General features: G+C 69.2%; 19 protein-coding genes. 10 read left to right on the top strand and 9 right to left on the bottom strand.

The window, feature by feature from the left end; translation table 11 throughout:
- Window positions 1–42 precede the first annotated feature (42 nt).
- The 7 genes from VFK57_13560 to VFK57_13530 all read right to left on the bottom strand — a co-directional run bounded on the left by VFK57_13560 (window position 43) and on the right by VFK57_13530 (window position 7976).
- Window positions 43–972, bottom strand: coding sequence for a UDP-glucuronic acid decarboxylase family protein (locus VFK57_13560; protein ID HET7696734.1), 930 nt, complete (start codon window positions 970–972; stop codon window positions 43–45).
- Between the two features lie 83 nt (window positions 973–1055).
- On the bottom strand, window positions 1056–2492 hold the full coding sequence (locus tag VFK57_13555) for an undecaprenyl-phosphate glucose phosphotransferase (protein ID HET7696733.1): 1437 nt from the start codon (window positions 2490–2492) through the stop codon (window positions 1056–1058).
- Complete coding sequence (locus VFK57_13550; protein ID HET7696732.1) at window positions 2492–3766, bottom strand: glycosyltransferase; 1275 nt, start codon at window positions 3764–3766, stop codon at window positions 2492–2494. Before VFK57_13550 ends, VFK57_13555 begins: the two co-directional genes overlap by 1 nt.
- A gap of 56 nt (window positions 3767–3822) precedes the next feature.
- Complete coding sequence (locus VFK57_13545) at window positions 3823–4938, bottom strand: glycosyltransferase family 1 protein (protein ID HET7696731.1); 1116 nt, start codon at window positions 4936–4938, stop codon at window positions 3823–3825.
- A gap of 1 nt (window position 4939) precedes the next feature.
- A complete protein-coding gene (locus VFK57_13540; protein HET7696730.1) occupies window positions 4940–5764 on the bottom strand; it encodes a glycosyltransferase family 2 protein in 825 nt (274 codons plus the stop codon).
- The gene (locus VFK57_13535; GenBank protein ID HET7696729.1) at window positions 5764–6867 is read right to left on the bottom strand and encodes a glycosyltransferase family 1 protein; all 1104 of its coding nucleotides are present in this window, start codon (window positions 6865–6867) and stop codon (window positions 5764–5766) included. The genes VFK57_13540 and VFK57_13535 overlap by 1 nt, the downstream gene beginning before the upstream one ends.
- Window positions 6864–7976, bottom strand: a complete 1113-nt coding sequence (locus tag VFK57_13530) for a glycosyltransferase family 1 protein (protein HET7696728.1) — start codon at window positions 7974–7976, stop codon at window positions 6864–6866. The genes VFK57_13535 and VFK57_13530 overlap by 4 nt, the downstream gene beginning before the upstream one ends.
- Window positions 7977–8071: 95 nt before the next feature.
- Between VFK57_13530 and VFK57_13525 the strand changes: the two genes are divergently transcribed.
- The 9 genes from VFK57_13525 to priA all read left to right on the top strand — a co-directional run bounded on the left by VFK57_13525 (window position 8072) and on the right by priA (window position 18375).
- Window positions 8072–9370: a UDP-glucose/GDP-mannose dehydrogenase family protein gene (locus tag VFK57_13525; protein ID HET7696727.1), complete on the top strand. Its 1299-nt coding sequence runs from the start codon at window positions 8072–8074 to the stop codon at window positions 9368–9370.
- Window positions 9367–10443: a UDP-glucose 4-epimerase GalE gene (gene galE, locus VFK57_13520; GenBank protein HET7696726.1), complete on the top strand. Its 1077-nt coding sequence runs from the start codon at window positions 9367–9369 to the stop codon at window positions 10441–10443. The genes VFK57_13525 and galE overlap by 4 nt, the downstream gene beginning before the upstream one ends.
- Window positions 10440–12224 carry an ABC transporter transmembrane domain-containing protein gene (locus VFK57_13515; protein HET7696725.1) on the top strand — a complete coding sequence of 595 codons (1785 nt, stop codon included), beginning with the start codon at window positions 10440–10442 and terminating at the stop codon, window positions 12222–12224. The genes galE and VFK57_13515 overlap by 4 nt, the downstream gene beginning before the upstream one ends.
- Window positions 12225–12232: 8 nt before the next feature.
- Window positions 12233–13105, top strand: a complete 873-nt coding sequence (locus VFK57_13510) for a YicC/YloC family endoribonuclease (GenBank protein HET7696724.1) — start codon at window positions 12233–12235, stop codon at window positions 13103–13105.
- Complete coding sequence (gmk, locus tag VFK57_13505) at window positions 13095–13736, top strand: guanylate kinase (GenBank protein ID HET7696723.1); 642 nt, start codon at window positions 13095–13097, stop codon at window positions 13734–13736. The genes VFK57_13510 and gmk overlap by 11 nt, the downstream gene beginning before the upstream one ends.
- On the top strand, window positions 13733–13891 hold the full coding sequence (gene rpoZ / locus VFK57_13500) for a DNA-directed RNA polymerase subunit omega (GenBank protein ID HET7696722.1): 159 nt from the start codon (window positions 13733–13735) through the stop codon (window positions 13889–13891). The genes gmk and rpoZ overlap by 4 nt, the downstream gene beginning before the upstream one ends.
- 5 nt (window positions 13892–13896) lie before the next feature.
- Entirely contained in the window at window positions 13897–15138 is a 1242-nt protein-coding gene (gene coaBC / locus VFK57_13495) for a bifunctional phosphopantothenoylcysteine decarboxylase/phosphopantothenate--cysteine ligase CoaBC (GenBank protein HET7696721.1), read from the top strand.
- A 59-nt stretch (window positions 15139–15197) separates the two neighbouring features.
- A complete protein-coding gene (locus VFK57_13490) occupies window positions 15198–15887 on the top strand; it encodes a uracil-DNA glycosylase (protein ID HET7696720.1) in 690 nt (229 codons plus the stop codon).
- A gap of 73 nt (window positions 15888–15960) precedes the next feature.
- Window positions 15961–18375 carry a primosomal protein N' gene (gene priA / locus VFK57_13485; GenBank protein HET7696719.1) on the top strand — a complete coding sequence of 805 codons (2415 nt, stop codon included), beginning with the start codon at window positions 15961–15963 and terminating at the stop codon, window positions 18373–18375.
- On the opposite strand, the gene VFK57_13480 is transcribed toward priA, so the two are convergent.
- Together VFK57_13480 and VFK57_13475 are read right to left on the bottom strand one after the other, a co-directional pair.
- Entirely contained in the window at window positions 18370–19218 is an 849-nt protein-coding gene (locus VFK57_13480; protein HET7696718.1) for a site-2 protease family protein, read from the bottom strand. The two genes, priA and VFK57_13480, sit on opposite strands and share 6 nt — an antisense overlap.
- 50 nt (window positions 19219–19268) lie before the next feature.
- On the bottom strand, window positions 19269–19541 hold the full coding sequence (locus VFK57_13475; protein HET7696717.1) for an HU family DNA-binding protein: 273 nt from the start codon (window positions 19539–19541) through the stop codon (window positions 19269–19271).
- Window positions 19542–19653: 112 nt separating this feature from the next.
- On the opposite strand from VFK57_13475, the gene der reads away from it, so the two are divergent.
- Window positions 19654–21000 (top strand): ribosome biogenesis GTPase Der, encoded by a 1347-nt coding sequence (gene der, locus VFK57_13470; GenBank protein HET7696716.1) that lies wholly within the window; start codon window positions 19654–19656, stop codon window positions 20998–21000.
- The last annotated feature ends 11 nt before the right edge of the window (window positions 21001–21011 follow it).

Genomic DNA, 21011 nt, shown 5'->3' with positions numbered 1-21011 from the left:
CAAGATTTCCAAATTTCCAGATTTCCAGATTTCCAAATCTTCTTACACTTTTCCCCGGAAGTACTCCAAGGTCCTGGCGAGCCCTTCTTCGAGCCCGACCTTCGGCTCCCAGCCGAGCAGCGTGCGGGCCCGGGTGATGTCCGGCTGCCGCACTTTCGGATCGTCCTCCGGCAGCGGACGGTAGACCAGTTTGCTGCTCGACCCCGTCATGCGGATGATCGTCCGGGCGATCTCTTCGATCGTCATCTCGTGCGGGTTGCCGATGTTGACGGGGTCGTTCAGGTTCGACTGGGCGAGCCGCAGGATGCCATCCACCAGATCGCTGACGTAGCAGAAGCTCCGGGTCTGCTTGCCGGAGCCGAAGATCGTCACGTCTTCGCCGCGCAGCGCCTGGCTCATGAACGCCGGCACGGCGCGGCCGTCGTTCAGGCGCATCCGCGGTCCGTAGGTGTTGAAGATCCGCACGATCTTCGTGTCCAGGCCGTGATACCGGTGGTACGCCATGGTCATCGCCTCGGCGAAGCGCTTGGCCTCGTCGTAGACGCCGCGCGGGCCCACCGGGTTGACGTTCCCCCAGTAGGTTTCTTTCTGCGGATGCTCGAGCGGGTCGCCGTAGACCTCGGAGGTCGAGGCGATGACGAACCGCGCGTGCTTGGCCTTGGCCAGGCCGAGTGCCTTGTGGGTTCCGAGCGCGCCGACCTTCAGCGTCGGGATCGGCAGCTCGAGATAGTCGATCGGACTCGCCGGGCTCGCCCAGTGCAGCACCAGATCGACGGGACCGTCGACATAGATGTAGTTCGTGACGTCGTGCTTCACGAACATGAAGTCCCGCCCGGCGAGATGCGCGATGTTGTCGACGCTGCCGGTGAGCAGGTTGTCGATGCCGACGACAGACCATCCGCGGTCGAGCAGCGCTTCGGACAGGTGGGAACCGATGAACCCGGCGGCCCCGGTGATTACGGCTCTAGGCATCGCTGAAAACTGGCAACTGGCTACTGGCAACTGGCAACTGGCAACTGGCTACTGGAAACTGGCGACCGGCAACTGGCGGCCGATCAGAACGCCGGCCGCTGGAGCCCGCGCACCAGCGTGAGCCACATGATCTTGAGGTCGAGCGCCACCGACCAGTTCTCGATGTAATACAGGTCGTATTCGATGCGCTTCTCGAGCGACGTGTTGCCGCGCCAGCCGTTGACCTGCGCCCAGCCGGTGATGCCGGCCTTGACCTTGTGGCGCAGCATGTACTGCGGGATGCGGTGCTTGAACTGCTCGACGAAGTAGGGGCGCTCCGGGCGCGGGCCGACGATCGACATGTCGCCGCGCAGGACGTTCCACAGCTGCGGCAGTTCGTCGACGTCGGTGCGGCGGAGCAGCCGCCCGATCTTCGTCGCGCGCGGATCGTCGTCGCGGGCCCACACCGGACCGGTGTCATCCTCCGCGCCGACGTGCATCGAGCGGAACTTGTAAACGGTGAAGGCCTTGCCGTCCAGCCCCATCCGCTCCTGGGTGTAGAAGACCGGGCCGGGGGAGGCTCGCTTGATCAGCGCCGCGATGATCGCGAATGGAATCGCGAGGAAGAGCAGGGCGGTCGCGGAAATGGCGATGTCGATGGCGCGCTTCAGCACGCTGTTGAAGCCGCGCAGCGGCACGTCGTTCAGGCTGATGATCGGGACGCCGTCGAGATTCTCCAGCCGCGCGCGCAGGGCGATGAATTGCAGCAGGTCAGGGACCACGTGGATGTCGACCCCTTCGCGGTTGGTCGCCTCGACGAGGGAGAGCATCTTGACGTGCTCGTCGAGCGGCAGCGCGACGTAGACGTGGTCGACCGCTTCGCGGCGGATGATGTCGTCCGCTTCCGACAGGGTGCCGATGAGCGGGATGCCGCGGTAGCCGATGTTGTCCCCCGGACGATCGTCGATGAAGCCGACGATCTTGAAGCCCAGCTCGCGGTGCTCGAGGACCTTGTCCGCGACCACGCGTCCGAGATCGCCGGCCCCGGCGATGAGCACGCGCTTCAGCCCGATGCCGGCGCGCCAGCGGCGCTCCAGCGCTTCCCGCACCAGCTCGCGCGACGAGTACGCGAACCCGACGTTCAGCGTCAGGAACAGCAGCCAGACGAACTGGGAGACCTCGTAGAGGCCGACGTCCTTCGCCGGCTCGGCCGTGTAATACGTCTGGTAGTACAACGTGCCGCCGAGGCCGAGGACGACGGCGAGGATGGTGCCGACGAAGACGCCGAAGAAATCGTCCACCCGCGATCGGCCGCGCCGCAGGCGATACAGCCCCTGCACCTGGAAGGCGATCGGCACCAGCACGCCGATGAACGGCGCGATGCGGAGATACTGCGTGAACGGCGGCACCCCTTTGACCACCGGCAGGAGCCCGTCGAGCAGCTCGAATCGCAGCAGGTAGGCGGTGAGGAACGCGATCACACCGAGCAGCAGGTCGCCGATGATGAAGAAGGCGACCAGCAGCCGGTTATACCTTCGCATCATTGTTTGTTCTCGCGAGCGGCAGGACTGCCGCGGCGTTGCGCATACCTTGCGGCGTCCCGCGCGGCAGGACTGCGGCCGCGTTGCGCATACCTTGCGGCGTCCTGCGCGGCAGGGCTGCCGGGGCGCTGCACCTGACTTGCGGCGTCCTGCGCAGCAGGACTGCCGGGGCGCTGCGCCTGACTTGCGGCGTCCTGCGCGGCAGGACCGCCGCCGCACACGCTGTCGACGAGTTCGGCAAACCGGGTCTGGAACCGTTCCTTCCCGAACGACTCCGCGTGCCGGCGAATGACCACCGGATCGAACTGGCGCCCGCCGGCGTCGTTCATCGCGCCGGCGAACGCCTCGACGCTGGGTTCCCGAACCAGAATGCCGGTGACGCCGTCCACCACGCTGTCGAGCGCGCCTCCCTCGGCGAGGGCGACGACGGGGCGTCCGCACGCCTGCGCTTCTACGGGGACCATTCCGAAGTCTTCGATGCCGGGCATCAACACCGCGCGTGAGCGGCGGTACAGCTCCCGGACCTCGACATCCGGCAGCCAGCCTGAAAAGGTCACCGCCGCCCCGGTCGACGAGGCCAGGGCCCGCAGGCGGGACTCCTCGGGTCCGCGGCCGACGATGGTCAGAGCGCCTCCGATGCGGGCGGCTGCCCGAATCGCGATGTCCAGCCGTTTATAGGGAACCAGTGCCGAGACGGCCAGGAAGAACGGCTCGGGATCCCGCGCCGGGTCGGGGGTGTAGAAGCCGGTATCTATGGGCGGATGCACAACGGACGACCTGCGATTATAGTATCGGCCGATTCTCCCCGCAACATAATGAGAATTCGCCACATAGCGGTCCACGCGGCCCGCCGTGTCGCGGTCCCACCGGGCCAGCCGCGCCAGCACCGGTCTCAACAGTTTCGACCGCGTCTCTCCGACCTGGCCGGGTCCGAAGTACGAATCGAACTGATCCCACGCGTAGCGCATCGGCGAGTGGCAATAACAGATGTGTCGGGCGCGGCCCGGCACGACAACCGACTTCGCCGCGCAGTGGCTCGTGCTGATCACCAAATCGCAATCGTCGAAATCGAACTGCTCGATCGCGGTGGGGAAGAGCGGCAGGTAATTGCGGTAATGTCGCGCCGCCCCCGGCAGCCACTGCACGAACGAGCGGCGCTTCGACCGACGCTCGAGCAGCGGCGAGACGGATCCGTGGACGTGGAGCAGCGAGTGGATGGCGGCGGCGGGATACAGCTCGGCGATCGCCTCGAGAACCTTCTCGCCGCCCCGCATCCCGGTGAGCCAGTCGTGCACCAGGGCGACGCGCCGTGGTCCGGCGTCCGCCGGCGTCACTGCATGACCTCTTCGTAGATCTCCCGCACCCGGCGGATCGAGCGCTCCCAGGAGAAGTCGCGCGCCCTGGCGAAGCCGCGCCCCTGCAGGTCCACGCGCAGATCGGTGTCGGTCAGGACTCGCGCCATCGCGTCGGCGATCGCGGCCGGATCGTAGGGGTCGATCATCAGCGCGGCGTCGCCGACGACCTCGGGCAGCGAGGAAACGTTGGAGGTGATGACCGGTGTGCCGCTGGCCATCGCTTCCAGCGGCGGCAGCCCGAACCCTTCGTACAGGGAAGGGAAGACGAACACGTCGGCGAGACGGTAAAGCGCCGCCAGCGTCTGGTCCGACACGAAACCGAAGAAGCGCACGTGCTTGTGGAGCTTGTGGCTGTGCACCGCCCGGCGCAGCGTCGCGTACTTCGAGATCTCGTCGCCGATGATCAGCAGCTGGACGTCCTTCAGGTTCGGATCGCCCTGCCGCATCAGGTGGAACGCCTCGATCAGTCGCTCCAGGTTCTTGTGCGGCTTGATGTTGCCCGCGTACAGCACGAACGGATCGGTCAGGCGATAGCGGTCGCGGACGCGCCTGACCTCCTCGACGTCCGGCTCGAGCCAGAACCGTTCGTCGATGGCGTTGTAGATCACGTCGATCCGCGATTCCGGCACGCGGAAGTACCGCAGGATGTCGCGCTTCGACGCCTCCGACACGGTGATCACGCGGGCCGCCTTGTGCGTCGCCGCCCACATCTGCCCGCGCGCGTAGGCATAGCCGAGCCGGCTCGGCAGGTACTGCGGAAAGCGCAGGTGAATGCAGTCGTGAATCGTGACCACCGAACGGCACGGCGCCAGCGGCGGCAGCACGTAATGGGGCGCGTGGAACAGGTCCACCGCCTCGCGGCGAAGGTCCAGCGGGATCGCGAACTGCTCGGCCACCGAGTAGGCGCCGGCGGTTTCGACCACGGCGCGGAAGCGCGGTCCCGATTCTTCGACGATCTCGCAGTCCGCCTCGCGGCAGAGCACGACGTACTCGTGCGCGTCCGGCTGGCGTCCGAGCTGACGCAGCAGGTTGCGCACGTAGGTGCCGATGCCGTAATCACGAAGCTTGCGGGCGTCGATGGCGATGCGCATGTCAGCCGCCCGCCGGGCGCTTGCCGCTGTCCGCGTGCCGCTCCCGGCCGGGGAGAGGTTCGCCGCGGAGGCGGAGGTACAGCTTCAGCAGCGGTGCCCAAAGCGGATGATGTTTCTCATAGAAGGCGACGTGGCTCTGGCGGTAGGCGCGCTGGCTCGCCTCGGGGCGGGTCGATCGCGAACGGCCGCGCAGGTGGGTGATGGTCGCCACAGGTGTAAACAATACCTTGCGGCCGAGGAATCTGACCGCATGACAGAAGTCGACGTCCTCGGTATAGAGGAAGAACCGCTCGTCGAGGAGCCCGGCGCGCACCGCATCCTGGCGCCGGACCAGCAGGCACGCGCCGGAAACCCAGTCGACGAACTGCTCGCGCCCGGTTTCCCGCGCGATCCAGGCCTCGCTCCGCCGCTGCTGCCACAGCTCGTTGAGCGGCGAGATCATCCGGCCGAACGACAGCTCCGGGCGCCCCTCGGCGTCGATCAGGCGCGGGCCGGCGATGGCCGCGGCCGGCATCGCCCCCAGCCTCGCCGTCAGCGCGTCGAGCGCGCCGGCCGGCACCAGGGTGTCGCTGTTCAACAACAGCAGCAGGTCGCCGCGGCTGACCGCGATGCCGGCGTTGTTGGCCGCCGCGAATCCGGCGTTGCGTCCCATTTCGATGACATGAACGCCCGGAACCTTCTGCGCCGCCGCCACACTGTCGTCGGTCGAGGCGTTGTCGACCACGATGATCTCGTGCGGCATGGCGGGCGGATGCGTCTTCAGCGACAGCAGACAGTTCACCAGGTCGGCGCGCGCGTTGAAGCTCACGATTACGATCGACAGCATCACGGCCTCGCCGCTCCTTCGATCCCGGCGAGCGTCTCGGCGGCGGCGGTGTCCCACGAGTATCGCGCGAGCACCGCCGGAGCCGACGCGAGCAGCCGCGCGCGGCTGGCTTCGTCCTCGAGCAGCGTGCGGATCGCCTGCGTGGCGGCGCGGACGTCCGCGTCCCGCGGCACGTACCAGGCGGCGTCGCCGTACACTTCGCGCGCCACCGGGGTGTCGAGCACGACGATCGGCACGCCGGCCGAGAGCGCCTCCAGCGGCGTCAGGCCGAACCCTTCGTACTCGGAGAGAAACACGAACACCGAGGCGCGCGCGTAGAGCGCGTCGAGCTCGGGCTCCGGGACGTAATCGCGGATCTCCACCCGCTTGCCGACACCGGCAGCCGCGGCGAGCGCCGCGAGGTCGAGCGCCGGGTAGCTGCGGTCCGCCCCGGCGATGACGAGCTGCGCTTCGGGCCGCGTCGCCGTCGCCGCCGCGAACGCGGTGATCGTCGCCGGCAGCCGGCGGCGGTTGAGGATCGTCCCGGCGAACAGGACCAGCGGCTCGCGCGGCGCGTCGGTAGGCGAGCGGAGCGTCACGCCGGGCGGAATCACCTTGACGCGCTCCGCCGGCACCCCGAGCCGTTCGAGGATCTCGCCGCGCGAGAAGAGTGAGTCGGTGAAGACGATCTCCGCGGCGCGCGCGGCCTGGCGGGTGAGCAGCCGCCGGCGGGCGCCTTCGCGCGGACGGAACCACTCCGGATGCGCCGCGAACGACACGTCGTGGATGGTCACCGCCAGCGGCACGCCGAGCGCCAGCGGCGCGGTGTAGGCGCCGGCGAAGAACACGTCCGGCGGCGCCGAGCGGACCGCGCGGCGCAGATGCGTCTGTTCCCACCACGTGCCCCGGCCCGATCCGGCCACGACCTCTCGAAGGTTGGATCCCGCGGGGGCGGCCGCCACGAACGGCAGCGGCTCCGGCGTGTACAGCACGAAGTGGCGCGACGCCGCGTCCGGGCGCACGATCCAGCGGCGCAGGAGCTCGCCGAGGTATCGGCCGACTCCGGTCGGTTCGCCGAGCAGCTCGCGGGCGTCGATGCCGATCGTCAGTGGGGTGTCGCTCATGCGAGCTCGCGATAGCGGGCGAGCAGCCCGGCGGCGCTCGCGTCCCAGGAATACTGTCGCGCGCGGAGGACTCCATTCCGCGCCGCGCTCGTCGCCGCCCCCTCCGCGTCATCCAGGTACCGTTCCATCGCCCTCGCCAGGCCCTCGACGTCGTCGGGCTCGATCACCTGCGCCGCGCCGCCGGTGACCTCCGGCAGCGCCCCACGATTGCTGACGATGACGGGGACGCCGGCGGTCATCGCCTCGAGCGCCGGGATGCCGAAGCCCTCGAGATGCGACGGCAGCACCAGCATGGACGCCTGCGTGTACAGGTCGTAGCGCCGCTGACTCTCGACGTACCCGAGCTGTTTGACGTGCCCGGCTAACGGCGGTTGCTCGATGGCGCGCAGCCAGTCGGCTGCCGCCGGCGTCGCGCCTCCCGCCAGCCACAACTCGGGGACGGGCCGGCGGGCTTCGGCATCGTTCGTGCGGCCCCGCAGCAGGCCGGCGTAGGCGGCGAGCAGCACGCCGACATTCTTTCGCGGCTCGAGCGTGCCCATGAAGAGAATCGGGCCGGCGGGCCGCCGATCCGGCCGCGCCGCCCAGGCCGGTGCGCCCGGCGAGCAGACGGCGATCTTCTCGCGCGGCACGCCGAGACGCCGCTGCACTTCCCCCGCGGTGAACTGCGAGACGGTGACGACGAGATCGGCGCGCGCGGCGTGGGCGGGGGCGAGCGCCGCGTAATCGCGGCGGATCTCGCCTCGGGTGCGCTCCGGGTGATCGAGAAAGTCGAGATCGTGCACCGTGATTACCTGGCGGGCACGGCGGGCTGGCATGAGCAGGGGATGCATGGAGTGCGCGATGTCGATCGCCCCGGCAAAGAGTTCGACCGGCGGCCAACCGAGCCTGTGCCACGCGGCGTTGAGCACGCCGACCGGCACGCGGACGTCAACCTGTGCGGCCCCGGCGACCCGGGCGGGGGCCAGCCGGTCTTTCCACGAGCTCGAGAACAGCGTGAGCGCGTCGGGCGGCTGCAAGCGGCGGGCGAGCGCGGCGGCGAGCTCGTGCGCGTACTCTCCCACGCCGGTCCGCTCGCGGAGCGCGGGCCGATAGTCGAGCAGGATCCGCAAGTCGCGGCCATGGTAGCACAACCTGTTGTGGCGCCAACTCCTTATGCCTCTATTAATTGACGTCATTCTTGAAATCGTGTTAGCGTTACGGGTTTATGAAAATCGCGGTGATCGGCACGGGCTACGTGGGGCTGGTGGCGGGCGCCTGCCTCGCCGAAAACGGGAACGACGTGGTGTGCGTCGACAAGGATTCGGCGAAGGTGCGCGCGCTCCAGCGCGGCCGCATCCCGATCTACGAGCCCGGCCTCGAGGAGCTGGTCCGCCGCAACCGCGCCGAGAAGCGCCTGCTGTTCACCACCGACCTGGGCAAAGGGGTGCGCAGCTCGCAGATTGTCTTCATTGCCGTCGGCACGCCCACCGGCGAAGACGGCTCGGCCGATCTCCGCCACGTCCTCGAAGTGGCGCGGCAGATCGGCAAGGCGATGAACGGCTACAAGGTCATCGTCGACAAGAGCACCGTGCCGGTCGGCACCAGCGAGAAGGTGCGCGAGACGATTCGCAAGGAAACCTCGCATCCCTTCAGCGTCGTCAGCAACCCCGAGTTCCTGAAGCAGGGGGCGGCGATCGAGGACTTCATGAAGCCTGACCGCGTGGTCATCGGCGCCGAGGATCAGCGCGCGGCAGAGATCATGAAGGAGCTGTACGCGCCGTTCACCCGCACCGGGGCGCCGATCATGATGATGGACTGCGCCAGCGCCGAGCTGTGCAAGTACGCGGCGAACGCCATGCTGGCGACCCGCATCTCGTTCATGAACGAGGTCGCGAACGTCTGCGAGGTGGTCGGCGCGGACGTGGATCAGGTGCGGCGCGCGGTGGCCTCGGATCGCCGGATCGGTCCGGCGTTCCTGTTCCCGGGCGTCGGCTACGGCGGCAGCTGCTTCCCCAAGGACGTCAAGGCGATGATGAAGTTCGCCTCGTCCAAGAATTACCAGTTCGAGATCCTGCAGGCGGTCGAGAACGTGAACGAGCGGCAGAAGGTCCGGCTGCTCGGCAAGATGAAGCAGCACTTCGGCTCGCTCAGGGGGAAGCGGATCGCGGTGTGGGGCCTCGCGTTCAAGCCGAAGACCGACGACATGCGCGAGGCGCCGTCAGTGCCGCTGATCAAATCGCTGCTCGAGGCCGGCGCGTCCGTCGCGGCGTACGATCCGGAAGCGGCCAAGGTGGCGCGGACGATCTTCGGCAGCGCGGTCGACGTGAAGGACAAGAGCTACGAGGCGCTGGCGGGGGCCGACGCGCTCGCCATCGTCACCGAGTGGCACGAGTTCCGGGAGCCGGACTGGACGCGCATCAAGAAGCTGCTGAAGACGCCGGTGATCTTCGACGGCCGCAACATCTACAACCCCGAGCACCTGCGCGGGCTGGGCTTCGCCTACTACTCGATGGGGCGGCGGTGAGCGTCCTCGTCACCGGGGGCGCGGGGTACATCGGCAGCCACACGGTGAAGGCGCTCCGCGCCGCCGGGTCCGATGTGGTGATTTACGACGACCTCAGCGCCGGCCACCGGCGTGCGGCAAAGGCGGCGGGCGCGCCGCTCGAGCAGGGCCGGATCGGCGACACCGCGCGGCTGCGCGAGGTGATGCAGGCGCACGGCGTCGAGGCGGTCATGCACTTCGCCGCCTGGCTCTCGGTGTCCGACTCGGTGCGCGACCCGGCCGGCTACTACGAGAACAACGTCGGCGGCGCCATCTCGGTCCTGCGCGCGGCCGCGGAGTGCGGCGTGGCGCACTTCATCTTCTCGTCCACCGCGGCGACCTTCGGCGATCCGATCCGGACCCCGATTGACGAATCGCATCCGCAGCAGCCGATCAACGCCTACGGCGAGAGCAAGCTCGCCATCGAGCGCGCGCTGCCGCACTTCGAGCGCGCCTACGGCATCCGCTCGGTGGTCCTGCGCTATTTCAACGCCGCCGGCGCGGATCCCGACGGGGCGCTCGGCGAGGACCACGACCCCGAGTTCCACGTGATCCCCCGCGCCATCGACGCGGCGCTGGGGCGGGCGGACTTCGCGATCTACGGCGTGGATTACGACACGCCCGACGGGACCTGCCTGCGGGACTACGTCCACGTGACGGACCTCGCGGCGGCGCATCTGCTGGCGCTCGATTCTCTTCGCGCCGGCGCGCGGTCGACGGCGTACAATCTCGGCAACGGTAAACCGGTGTCTGTCCGCGAAGTCGTGAACAGCGTCGAGCGCGTGACCGGGCGCAGGCTGCCCGACAAGACCGGGCCGCGCCGCCCCGGCGACCCCGCCGTGCTGTTCGCGTCGAGCGGGAAGATTCGCCAGGAACTGGGGTGGGCGCCCCGCTACGAAGCCATTGACGTCATCGTCGAAACCGCCTACCGGTGGCGCGACAAGCACCCGAACGGATACGGTGATCGGGGATCGGGCGTCGGCGACCGGGCACCGGGGAACGGGGAGCGGGGAGCGGCCAGCGGAGAGCGGCCAGCGGGGACCACGCGCCGTTGACCCGGGAACCCTTGCGGCGGCTCCTCGCGTTTTCGCGGCCGTACCGCGGGCGATTCAGCCTGGCCGTCGGCGCGATGCTCGTCTACGCGGCGGCGTCGGCGTACGTCGGCTATCTGGTCAAGCCGATCATCGATCAGGTGCTGCCCGGCACCACGGACGTGCCGTTCTCGATGTGGGCCGCGCTGGTCATCGGCGCCTATGTGGCCAAGGGGCTGGGATCGTACTTCTCCACCTACCTGATGACCGACGTCGGCCAGCGCGTCGTCCGGGACATCCGCAACCAGCTGTTCCGGCACATCCTCGATCAATCCGCCGCCTTCTTCAGCCGCCGCACCACCGGCCAGCTGATGTCGCGCATCACCAGCGACGTGACGCAGGTGCAGCAGGCCGTGTCCGAGACGATCGGCGATCTGATCCGCGAGGGGCTCTCGGCCGTCGGCTGGATCGCGCTGATGTTCTGGTGGGACTGGAAACTCACGCTCGTGACGATGACCGGCGCCCCCCTGGTGCTGTATCCGCTCGTCCGCCTCGGCCAGCGCGTCCGCCGATCGACGCGCCGCAGCCAGGAAGAGCTCGAGCATCTGTCGCATCTCACGGCCGAAGCGTTCACCGGGCATCGCATCGTGAAGGCGTTCGGCGCCGAGGCGCACGAAGCGCAGCGCTTTGGCGCGGCCTCGCATCGGCTCTACCGCACGAACCTGAAGGTGGTGAGCACGGTCTCGATCCTTCCGCCGATCATGGAGTTCCTCGGCGGCGTCGCGATCGTCGCGCTGCTGTGGTACGGGCAGCGCCGCATCGCTGCCGGGATGACGGCGGGGGCGTTCCTGGCGTTCATCTTCGCCGCCTTCATGCTCTACACGCCGGTGAAGCGCCTCAGCCGCGTCAACGCCAATCTGCAGCAGGCGCTTGCCGCGGCCACCCGCATCTTCGAGGTCCTCGACACCCATTCCGAGGTCCGCGAGCGTCCCGGCGCGAAGCCGCTCGCGCCGCTCGCGCGCGGCATCGAGTTCCGCGACGTCAGCTTCGCGTATGACGACGGGGCGGGAAAGACGGTGTTGAAGAACGTGTCGTTCTCGGCCAAGGCGGGGCAGGTGATCGCGCTGGTGGGGCTGAGCGGCGCCGGCAAGACCACGCTGGTGAACCTGCTGCCGCGCTTCTACGACGTGACCGGCGGCGCGATCCTGATCGACGGCGTCGACATCCGCGATGTCACGCTGGCGTCGCTGCGCCGGCAGATCGGGATCGTCACGCAGGAGACGGTGCTCTTCGACGACACGGTCGCCAACAACATTGCCTACGGACTGCCGGGCACGAGCCAGGCGGCGATCGAGGAAGCGGCACGCGCCGCGCACGCGCACGAGTTCATCGTACGGGACCTGCCGAACAAGTACGAGACGCGGATCGGGGAGCGCGGGCAGCGCCTCTCCGGCGGGCAGCGGCAGCGCCTGGCAATCGCGCGCGCGATCCTGAAGGACTCGCCGATCCTCATTCTGGACGAAGCGACGTCGTCGCTGGACGCGCAGTCGGAGCTGCTGGTGCAGGATGCGCTGGCCAATCTGATGCGCAACCGCACCGCGTTCGTCATCGCCCACCGGCTCTCGACGGTCCGCCGCGCGGACGCGATCGTCGCGCTCGAGCGCGGGCGCGTCGCCGAGATCGGCAGGCACGAGGAGCTGCTGGCGCGGCCCGCCGGCGTCTACGCCAAGCTCTACGCGCTGCAGATCTTCGGCCGCGAGCCGCAGCCGCCGGCGGCGGCCGTCGGTCCGCACAGACCATCATGATCCGATCCATGACCGGGTTCGCCTCGCTGACGCACGAGGGAGCCGCCGCGACCGTCACCGTCACCGTCAAGGGCGTGAATCACCGCTTCCTCGACCTGCAGCTGCGCCTGCCGTCCACGCTCGCGCCGATCGAGTCGCGGCTCCGTGCGATCGTGCAGCAGAAGGTCGCGCGCGGACGCATCGAAGCCACCGTTGCGGCGCAGGGGCGTTTCACCACGGCCGCGATCGCCGTCGAAGTGAACGACGGCGTCGTCGAAAGCCTCTCGGCGGCGCTCGAGCGCGCCCGGGAGCGGGGCCTGGTCGCCGGCCCGCTGACGCCGGGCGATCTGCTGCGCTTCCCGCAGGCGATCACGGTCACGGAAGCCAAGGAGTCGGCCGCCCCCGAAGTGTTCGCCGACGTCGAGTCGGCGCTCGGCCGCGCGCTGGATCAATTGAACGTCATGCGCGCCAGTGAGGGCCTGCTGCTGCGCGGCGATCTCGACGCGCGGCGGGTGCTGCTGGGCGAGATGTTCGAGCGTGCGGCCGCCGCCGCGGAGGCGGGCGCCGGAACGCTGCGCGCGCGTCTCGCCGATCGGGTGAAGGAGCTGCAGGCGGACGCGGCGGTGGACGCCGCGGCGATCGCGCAGGAGATCGTGCGGTTCGCCAACCGGTCGGACATCACGGAAGAGACGGTGCGCTTTCGCGCCCACCTCGAGCACTGGCGCGGGCTCAGCGACGCGCCGGAGCCGTGCGGACGCAAGCTCGATTTCCTGCTCCAGGAGATGAACCGGGAAGTGAACACCCTCGGGTCCAAGGCGGAAGGGCTGGGCGTCACGGAGCTGGTCGTGGCGCTCAAGGCCGAGCTGGAGAAGATGCGGGAGCAGGTCCAGAATGTCGAGTAGCCGGCGGGGGCTGCTGTTCGTCGTCTCGGCCCCGTCGGGGACCGGCAAGACGACGGTGGTCGAACGGTTGGTGCAGGTCGTCCCGGACCTGGCCCTGTCGCGCTCCTACACCTCGCGGGCGATGCGTGCAGGGGAAGCGGACGGGGTGGACTATAATTTCATTACACGCCCACGGTTCGAGGCGATGATCGCGGAAGACGCCTTCCTCGAGTGGGCGGACGTCTTCGGCAACCTCTACGGTACCTGCCGGGACGATGCCGAACAGGAGCTGGCGGGGGGGCGCGACCTCGTGCTCGTGATCGACGTGCAGGGGGCGCGGCAGGTGCGCTCGCGCGGGGCGCAGACGATCGGCGTGTTCGTGCTGCCGCCGTCGTTCGACGCGCTCGAGCAGCGGCTGCGGGGACGCAGCAAGGACTCGGAAGAGGCGATCCGGAAGCGGCTGGCGACGGCCCGCCGCGAGGTGCGCGCCGTCGCCGAGTACGAATACGTCATCGTGAACGATCAGTTGGAGAGTTGCGTCGATCGCCTCCGCGCCATCGTCCTCGCGGAGCGGTCGCGGTCGCGGGTGATGGCCCCCGCGGTCGCGCAGATTGCCGCGTCTTTTGCGGTCAGTGGAAAGGATCCAGAGTGAACAAGTTCGAGTTCGTCGTGGTGGCGGGTGAGCGGGCGAAGCAGCTGCAGCGCGGGTGCACGCCGCGCGTCGAGGGCAGCGACAAGAAGGCGCGCCTCGCGATGAAGGAAGTCAAGCTCGGAAAGGTCGAGAAGGTCCAGCCGGCCGAGGACTGATCGGCATGTTGATCGCGCTCGGCGTCACCGGCGGAATCGGCGCCTACAAGGCCGTCGAAGTCGCGCGCGGGCTGCAGAAGCGCGGCCACGACGTCGTCGCGATCATGACCCGCTCGGCGCGCAAGTTCGTCGGCGAGGTCACCTTCGAGGCGATCACGCGGCGCGCCGTGATCACCGATCAGTACGCCCGCGGCGCCAACGCCAGCATCGAGCACATCGCCCTGGCGACCGACATCGGGCTCCTGCTGGTGGCGCCGGCGACGGCGAACACGATCGGCAAGCTGGCCAACGGCATCGCCGACGATTTCCTCACCTCGCTCTATCTCGCCACCCGGGCGCCGGTGCTGCTCGCCCCGGCGATGAACACCAACATGCTCGAGCACCCGGCGGTGCAGCGGAACCTGCAGACGCTGGCGTCGCGCGGCGTTCGCTTCGTCGATCCCGGCGAAGGGTTTCTCGCCTGCGGGTGGATCGGGAAGGGGCGGCTGGCGGCGCCGGAGGCCATCGTCGAGGCCGCCGAGCAGATGCTGAAGCCCGCCGGATCGCTGCTCGGGCGCCGCATTGTCGTGTCCGCCGGGCCGACCTACGAGGACATCGATCCGGTCCGCTACATCGGCAATCGCTCCAGCGGCCGCATGGGGTACGCGATCGCCGCCGAGGCCTCGCGGCGCGGCGCGCACGTGGTGCTGGTGACCGGACCGACGAAGCTCGATCCGCCGGCCGGCGCGCAGGTCGAACGGGTGCGCAGCGCCCTCGAGATGGCGGCCGCCGTGACCCGGCACGCGCAAGGAGCCGACGCGGTCGTCATGTCTGCGGCGGTCGCCGATTACATGCCCGAGGGAGGCGCCACCGCCGGCAAGATCGTCAAGACCGACGGCCCGATGACGCTGACGCTGGTGCGGACCCCCGATATCCTCGCCGAACTGGGGCGCGCCCGCGGCGCCGCGCGCACGCCGGTGCTCGTCGGCTTCGCCGCCGAGACCGGGGATCCGCGGCCGCGCGCCCGGCAGAAGCTCGCCTCCAAGCAGGTCGATCTGATCGTCGCGAACGACGTCTCGCGCGAAGGCGCGGGGTTCGACGTCGAGACGAACGCCGCCTGGCTGATCGCCGCCGATGGTGAAACGGAGACGCCGCTGCAGGCGAAAGCGGTGCTGGCGGCGAGCATCCTGGATCGCGTCGAGCAGATGCTGTCCGGCGCCCGGCGCCCGGCGACCGGCGTCGGCAGGCCGGCATCCGAAACTCGATGAGCGACACGCGGCAACTCGCAGAGCACCTGCGTTTCTTCACGGAGCTGGGTGCCACCGGCGTGAGCAGTGATCCCCGCTGGTCTGGACGCCCCGACGCCGCTGATCACGCCCGGACGCCCGACGCCGGATCCGGGACGTCGGACGCCGCCGCGCCGCTCCGCGTCTTCGGCAGCGCCGGCGAAGCCCTCGCGGCCGTCCGCACGGAGGTCGGCGACGACTGCTCCCGCTGCAAGCTGCACACCCTCGGTCGCACGCAGGTGGTCTTCGGCGTCGGCAATCCCGACGCGGATCTGATGTTCGTCGGCGAGGCGCCGGGGGCCGACGAGGACATCCAGGGCATCCCGTTCGTCGGCCGCGCCGGGCAGCTCCTGACGAAGATGATCGAGGCGATCAACCTGCGGCGCGAGGACGTCTACATCGCCAACGTGATCAAGTGCCGTCCGCCCGGCAACCGGAACCCCGAACCCGACGAGATCGCGGAGTGCGCCCCGTTCCTGTTGCAGCAGATCGCCGCGATCAATCCCAAGGTGATCGTGGCGCTCGGCTCGTTCGCCGCCAGGACGCTGCTGCGCAGCGAGGAATCGATCTCGCGCCTGCGCGGCCGCATCTACGACTTTCAGGGGGCCCGGCTGATCCCGACGTTCCATCCGTCGTACCTGTTGCGCAGCCCCGATCGGAAGCGCGATGCGTGGGAGGATCTCAAACGCGCCCGCGCCCTGCTGACCTCGCCGGTCACGACCGTCAAGTAACGTTCACGTCGGGATGAGCGGCGCGCACGAGGCAACGCTCCCGGGGGTCCCCCCCTCCGGGCGAGTGATTTCGGTGGCCGTTCCCGTTCCCGGGATCGGCGCGCTGACCTACGCCGTCCCGGACGGCTTTCCGGATCCGCCGATCGGCGCCCGCGTCCTCGTCCCCCTCGGCAAGCGCACCCTGACCGGCATCGTTATTGCGCAGGGGTCAGACCCGGGTCTGACCCCTTTTGGCCGCGGAGAGGCGGTCGAGGTCAGGCCGCTGGTGGACGTGCTCGAGACGGAGCCGTTTCTGCCCGCGCACGTCGTAGAACTTGCCACCTGGGTGGCGGACTACTACGCCGCCGGCGTCGGCGAAGCCATCGCCACCGCGATGCCGCCCCGCGCGTGGATCGAAAGCGAACGGCACGTCGCGATTACGGACGCCGGCGAAGCCCGCCTGCTCGTGGAGCGCGGCGCGCGGCGCGAGATGCTCGAGCATCTCACCGGCGGACGCGTCGTCTCCGTCGCGGCGCTGAGCAGGAAGGCAAAGGGCGCCGCCGCGATCGTCGCGGCTCTGGAGGCGGACGGCTGCGTCAGCCTGACCCGCCCGCTGAAAGGCACGGCCGACGCCTCGCGCACGGTCCGCGTCGCCGTGCTCACCGCGCAGGGCGCCGAGCAGACGGAGATCAAGCTTGGCGTCCGGCAGCAGCAGGCGCTGGATCTGCTGCGCGGCGCGCCGGACGGAATGCCGCTCGCCGATCTTGCGGACGAGGACATTCCGTCGGAGTCGGTCGCGCGGCTGGCGCAGCTGGGCCTCGTGACCATCGAACGGCGCCGCGTCGAACGCGACCCGTTCGAGTCGGGCGCCGATCGGATCGCCCGCGCCGCCGTTCTCGATCTCACCGACGAACAGCAGGCGGCGGTCCGCACGCTGGCCGCACGCGCCGCCGCGAACCAGTATCACGTCGCGCTGCTGCACGGCGTCACGGGCAGCGGGAAGACCGAGATCTATCTGCGTCTGGCGCGCGACGTCCGCGCCTCGGGCAGGGGCGTGCTCCTGATGGTGCCCGAGATCGCGCTCACGCCGGCGGCCGCCGCGATCTTCCGCGCCGCGTTCGGCCCCCGCGTCGCCATCCAGCACAGCGGCCTGTCGGACGGCGAGCGCTACGATCAGTGGCAGCGCATCCGCCGCGGCGAGATCGACGTCGTCGTCGGCACGCGCAGCGCGGTGTTCACGCCGCTGCCGAACCTCGGACTGATCGTCGTGGACGAGGAGCACGACGCCTCCTACAAGCAGGAGGAGAGCCCGCGCTACAACGGACGCGACGTCGCGGTGGTCCGCGGCCGCGCCGCCGGCGCGCTGGTGGTGCTCGGGTCCGCGACGCCGTCGCTCGAGAGCTATCACAACGCCGAGAACGGCCGCTACGAGCTGGTGTCGCTGCAGCGGCGCGTGCTCGATCGGCCGATGGCGTCCGTGGCGGTGGTCGACATGCGCGCCGAGTTCGCCGCCGAAGGGCCCGGCGTGATCCTGAGCACGCCGCTCCGCGACGCGCTCGCGTCGCGCCTCGAGCGCGGCGAGCAGGCGATCGTCCTGCTGAACCGCCGCGGCTATGCCACGGTGGTGTTCTGCCGGCAGTGCGGCGACACGCTCGAGTGCCCGAACTGCAGCGTGTCCCTGACGGTCCACAAGGCGGCGGGCCGGGCGCGGTGTCACTACTGCAACTACGCCACCGGACTGCCGAAGGTGTGCGGCAAGTGCGCCGGTCCGTACCTCGAGCAGCTCGGGTTCGGCACCGAGCGGATCGAGGCGGAGCTGCGCGCGGCGTTTCCGCAGGCGCGCGTCGGGCGTGTCGATCGCGACACCGTCCGCCGGCGCGGCGCGATCGCGTCGATGCTGGCGAGCTTCGCCAACAAGGAGCTCGACGTCCTCGTCGGCACGCAGATGATCGCCAAGGGGCACGACTTCCCGCGCGTCACGCTCGTGGGCGTGATCAGCGCCGACGTCGGCCTCGGGCTGGCCGACTTCCGCGCCGCCGAACGCACGTTCCAGCTGCTGACGCAGGTGGCGGGACGCGCCGGGCGCGGCGAGATCGCCGGGGAAGCCGTGGTCCAGACGCTCTATCCGTCGCATTACAGCATCCGGCACGCCTGCCGGCAGGACTACGGGGCGTTCTACGAGGACGAGATGAAGTTCCGGCGCGCCATGCGCTACCCGCCGGCGGTCGCCTTGATCAACGTCATCGTGAAGGCGAAGTCGCGGCAGCAGGCGATGGACGATGCGGGGACGATCGCCGAGGGGATGCGGCTGCCGGGGTTCGACGCGTGGCGGGTCCTCGGACCCGCGCCGGCGCCGCTCGGACGCCTGAAGGGGGAGCACCGCGCGCAGATCTTCATCAAGGGGACGCACCGCACGGCAATGCGCAAGGCGCTGCTGACGGTGCTCGAGGCGCGTCCGGAACTGAAGCGGCGCACCATCGTCGACGTCGATCCGATGACGGTGTTATAGCGGATCGATCGGCGTGGGCGTGAAGCAGATGATGAACATCACCAGCGCGAACACCGCCAGCGCGAAGCGCGCCCCGCTGAGCGGCTCGTGCTCGTCGATGACCCGCGGATGGCGCGGGCCGAGCAGGAACAGCATCGCGATCATCATCACCGTCATCGCGATCCAGCTGTAGGACACGAAGCACATCGCCACCGCGGCGGCGACGGTGGCGTACGAGAAGAAGCTCGCGCGGTCCCCCAGCGTGGCGTAGGTGATGTGCCCGCCATCGAGCTGGCCGAACGGCAGCAGGTTCCACGCCGTCGCCAGCATGCCGAACCAGGCGGCGAACACGATCGGGTGGATGTTGACCGAGTAGCCGTCCGCGATCTGGCCGAACTGCAGCCACGCCGCCAGCCGGAAGAGCAGCGGCTCGCCCAGCGACCAGCCGTTCATGTCGGCGGGCACCGGGATGACGTTCGACAGGCCCATGCCCCAGAACAGCAGCGGCACGAGCACGACGAAGCCGCCGATCGGGCCGGCCACGGCAATGTCGAACAGCGCCGCGCGCGTCGGGAAGGCCTCGCGGATCTTGATCACCGCCCCCATCGTCCCCGAGAGAGAGATGAACGGCAGGAAGTAGGGAAGGGTCGCGTCGACCTGGTACCAGCGGCACGCGAGGTAGTGGCCCATCTCGTGGGCGCCGAGGATCGAGAGCACCGCCGCGCTGTAGGCGAGCGCCGGCCACAGAAGATCCCAGCTCACGGCCACGTCGCGCGTCCCGAACTGCGACGTGAACGAGAGATAATGGTCGGCGCCGACCGCCGTCGTGGTCACGACCGTGGCCAGGAAGAGGAGGATGTGCACCCACCACCGGTGCTGGAACCGGCGAGGAGGGAGAGCCGGCGGGAAAACGGTCAACCTCCGATATTCTGGAGGTCCTTGCCGGGCTTGAAGCGGATGGTGCGGCCGGGAGGAATGCGAACTTCCTTACCTGTACGGGGATTGCGGCCGATTCCGCGCTTCCGCGGCTTCACCTGAAACACCCCGAAGCCCCGCAGCTCGATGCGCTCGCCGCGCTGCATGGAGATCCGCATCGCCTCGAACACCGCGTCGACAGCCACCTCGGCCTTGACCTTGGTGATGTCGGCAACGCGCGACACCTCGTTGACGATGTCGACCTTGATCATGCTTACTGGCTCCTAGGGAAGTGTAAATATCATATATATCGTCACTTACGCTGTCAAGCTTCGCCCTAACTGCACTTTCTGACATGTCCTCTAGACTCCACTTCACCAAGCGATGACGCGGCCGGGCCGACTTCCAACGGTCGTGCTGGTGGGCCGCCCCAACGTCGGGAAGTCCACGCTGTTCAACCGGATCACCGATACGCGCCGCGCGATCGTCGCGCCGGTGGCGGGGACGACGCGCGACACGATCGCGCAGCCGGCGACCTGGCAGGGAGCGGCGTTCTCCGTCGTCGACACCGGCGGGATGTTCGGCGCCAGCGCCGATCCGCTCCACGCGCTCGTCGTCGAACAGGGGCGCAAAGCTATTGAGTCGGCGGACCTTGTCGTCTTCGTCGTCGACGGCCGCGACGGGCTGGTGTCGGGGGACGAGGAGATCGCGGGCGCGCTGCGCGCGACGAGCGCGCCGGTGGTGGTCGCCGTCAACAAGACCGACGATCGCCGCGCGCACGGCCGCTCGGTCGAGTTCTACACGCTTGGCTTCGAGCCGGTGGTCGAGATTGCCGCCGAGCACGGCCAGGGCGTCGGCGATCTGCTCGACGAGATCGTCGCCCGGTTTCCCGAGGGGCGCCGCCACGGATCCGAGCCGGCGGCGGAGCCCGAGACGAAGGTCGCCATCGTGGGGCGGCCGAACGTCGGCAAGTCGTCTCTCGTCAATCGCTTACTGCGCGAGGAGCGGTCGATCGTCAGCGCCATGCCGGGGACGACGCGCGACACCGTCGATTCGATCCTGAAGTGGCACAAGCGGACGTTTCGCATCCTCGACACTGCCGGGATCCGGCGGGCCGGCCGGGTCGCCCGCGGCGGCGACGTCGAGACGCTGAGCGTGCTGATCGCCAGGCGCGCCATCGCGCAAGCGGATGTGGCGGTTCTGGTGGTGGATGCGGTCGAGGGCGCGACCGACCAGGACGCGACGATTGCGGGTGCGGCGGAGAAGACCGGCTGCGGCGTGATCGTGGCGGTGAACAAGTGGGACCTGATGAAGGGGCGCGGTCCGGACTTCTCGAAGGGCTTCGACGACAAGCTGCGGCAGCAATTGAAGTTCCTGGACTACGCGCAGATCCTGCACATCTCCGCGCTCACCGGCGAGCGCACGCCGAAACTGCTGGAGGCGATCGACAAGGTGGCGGCCGCCCGGCTGCGGCGGATTTCGACCGGCGAGCTCAATCGGTTCGTGCAGGCGGTCACGGCGGCGCATCCGCCCGCGAGCCCGGGTCGGCGGGAGGTTCGCATTCTCTACGCCGCGCAGGTGGGCGTCGCGCCGCCGGAGTTCGTGTTCTTCACCAACGTCGCGACGACGTTCCACTTCTCGTACGAGCGCTTCCTGAAGAACCAGCTGCGCGAGTCCTTCGGCCTGGAAGGCACGCCCATCCGGATCCAGGTCCGCAAGCGCTCCCGCTGAAAACGGGGACA

Source organism: Vicinamibacterales bacterium (assembly GCA_035699745.1).
Lineage (GTDB): Bacteria > Acidobacteriota > Vicinamibacteria > Vicinamibacterales > 2-12-FULL-66-21 > JAICSD01.
Note: the sequence above shows the minus strand (reverse complement) of the source record. Positions and strands in the feature narration are given on the sequence as shown.

Coding starts and splice junctions, on each gene's coding strand:
- VFK57_13560 (HET7696734.1), bottom strand. CDS start 972: ATGCCTAGAGCCGTAATCACCGGGGCCGCCGGGTTCATCGGTTCCCAC.
- VFK57_13555 (HET7696733.1), bottom strand. CDS start 2,492: ATGCGAAGGTATAACCGGCTGCTGGTCGCCTTCTTCATCATCGGCGAC.
- VFK57_13550 (HET7696732.1), bottom strand. CDS start 3,766: ATGCGGGGCGGCGAGAAGGTTCTCGAGGCGATCGCCGAGCTGTATCCC.
- VFK57_13545 (HET7696731.1), bottom strand. CDS start 4,938: ATGCGCATCGCCATCGACGCCCGCAAGCTTCGTGATTACGGCATCGGC.
- VFK57_13540 (HET7696730.1), bottom strand. CDS start 5,764: ATGCTGTCGATCGTAATCGTGAGCTTCAACGCGCGCGCCGACCTGGTG.
- VFK57_13535 (HET7696729.1), bottom strand. CDS start 6,867: ATGAGCGACACCCCACTGACGATCGGCATCGACGCCCGCGAGCTGCTC.
- VFK57_13525 (HET7696727.1), top strand. CDS start 8,072: ATGAAAATCGCGGTGATCGGCACGGGCTACGTGGGGCTGGTGGCGGGC.
- VFK57_13510 (HET7696724.1), top strand. CDS start 12,233: ATGACCGGGTTCGCCTCGCTGACGCACGAGGGAGCCGCCGCGACCGTC.
- gmk (HET7696723.1), top strand. CDS start 13,095: ATGTCGAGTAGCCGGCGGGGGCTGCTGTTCGTCGTCTCGGCCCCGTCG.
- coaBC (HET7696721.1), top strand. CDS start 13,897: ATGTTGATCGCGCTCGGCGTCACCGGCGGAATCGGCGCCTACAAGGCC.
- VFK57_13475 (HET7696717.1), bottom strand. CDS start 19,541: ATGATCAAGGTCGACATCGTCAACGAGGTGTCGCGCGTTGCCGACATC.
- der (HET7696716.1), top strand. CDS start 19,654: ATGACGCGGCCGGGCCGACTTCCAACGGTCGTGCTGGTGGGCCGCCCC.